The organism is uncultured Shewanella sp. (assembly GCF_947491715.1).
Classification (GTDB): Bacteria; Pseudomonadota; Gammaproteobacteria; order Enterobacterales; family Shewanellaceae; genus Shewanella.
Genome location: NZ_CANLKR010000088.1, coordinates 1 through 1,499, shown reverse-complemented (window position 1 = coordinate 1,499; position 1,499 = coordinate 1). Strand labels below are relative to the sequence as shown.

Genomic DNA, 1,499 nt, shown 5'->3' with positions numbered 1-1,499 from the left:
TAGTGATAATTTCCATCTTGGCTGTTCGCATGTTGGCGGTCTATCACCACCGCTTGCTTAACGCCTTTTATTTGACTTAGCGCCGCCTCTACTTCGCCCAATTCAATACGGTGGCCACGAATTTTAACTTGGTTATCCAAACGGCCTAAATATTCGAGATTACCATCAGGTAAATAACGCACTAAATCCCCCGTTTTGTATAAACGGGTATAACCTTTTTCAATATCACTTTGGGTCGCAAAGGGATTATCAATAAAACGCTCGGCGGTTAATGCTTCTTGGTTTAGATACCCGCGAGCCAAGCCCGCGCCGCCAATGTACAATTCTCCAACGATACTAACTGCCGTTAAGTGGAAGTGACTATCTAATACGTAACACCTTATGTTATCTAACGGTTTGCCAATGCTTGTGTTTGAATCCCCCTCTGTATATTCATGCAGGGTTGCACAAACGGTACCTTCTGTTGGACCATAGGCATTAATCAGTTTTCGCCCTTTGCACCATAAGTTCATCGTTGCTTGTTTGCAACGCTCTCCAGCCACCACTAGCGTTGTTAAATGAGGTAAATAGGTATAGGGTAACCCTTCCAAAAACACAGGAGGGATTGTCGCTATTGATATTTCCTGTCGATTAAGGTATTTGATAAAGTCATCAGTGTTGTTCTTCATTTCATCTGCGATAAGATACAGAGATGAACCAGAAACAAGCGAAGGAAATACCTCCCAAACAGCCGCATCAAAAGAAAATGATGCAAACTGTAATACCCTACTTTTTACACATAAATTAAATGTATCTATCACATTTACACATAAGTTATTTAAAGACATATGTGATATTTTCGCGCCTTTGGGCTGCCCTGTGGTTCCTGACGTATAAATCACATAAGCCAGATCTGTTGAGCTGCTGATAGGGGTTAGGTTATCACTTGGATGACCACAGCCTACCCCATCAAATTGTTGCTGTATGGCTACATCATCAACGACCGTGAGCATGACCTCTGCCTTTAACTCACTCTGCCAATGCTTCAACTTGTCTGCATGGTGGTGTTGGGTCAGCAGAATAGGAGCCTGAGTATCACTAAGCATAAAGCCGACACGCTCCTGCGGATACTCAGGTGAAATCGGCACATAAGCGCCGCCCGCTTTCAGTACGGCTAAAATCCCGATGACCATCTCTAAGCTTCTGTCCAAATACAGTGCAATCAAGGTATCAGGCGCTAATGGCTGTTGATGCGCTTCTTGATATTGGATGCGGATGTGGTGTGCCAACTGGTTAGCTCGCGCATTGAGTTCAGCGTATGTCAGCTGTTCATTTTCAAATTGATTATTGTTAAAGACGAGGGCAATATTATCCGGTGTTTTTTCCACTTGCGCTTCAAACAATTGCTGCAGTGTTTTATCGTGTGGATAAGGCGCGTCAGTGTCATTCCACTCGTGCAATAAGGTGTGGCGCTCTTCATCTGAGAGTAAATCAATCTTCCCTATTTCACTTCTCGGCTC

Annotated in this window: 1 protein-coding gene; it reads right to left on the bottom strand. The window is 43.8% G+C overall.

What is annotated here, in order from left to right; translation table 11 throughout:
• A partial coding sequence (locus Q0779_RS23585; RefSeq protein WP_298776703.1) for an amino acid adenylation domain-containing protein occupies positions 1-1,499 on the bottom strand: 1,499 nt, incomplete at both ends.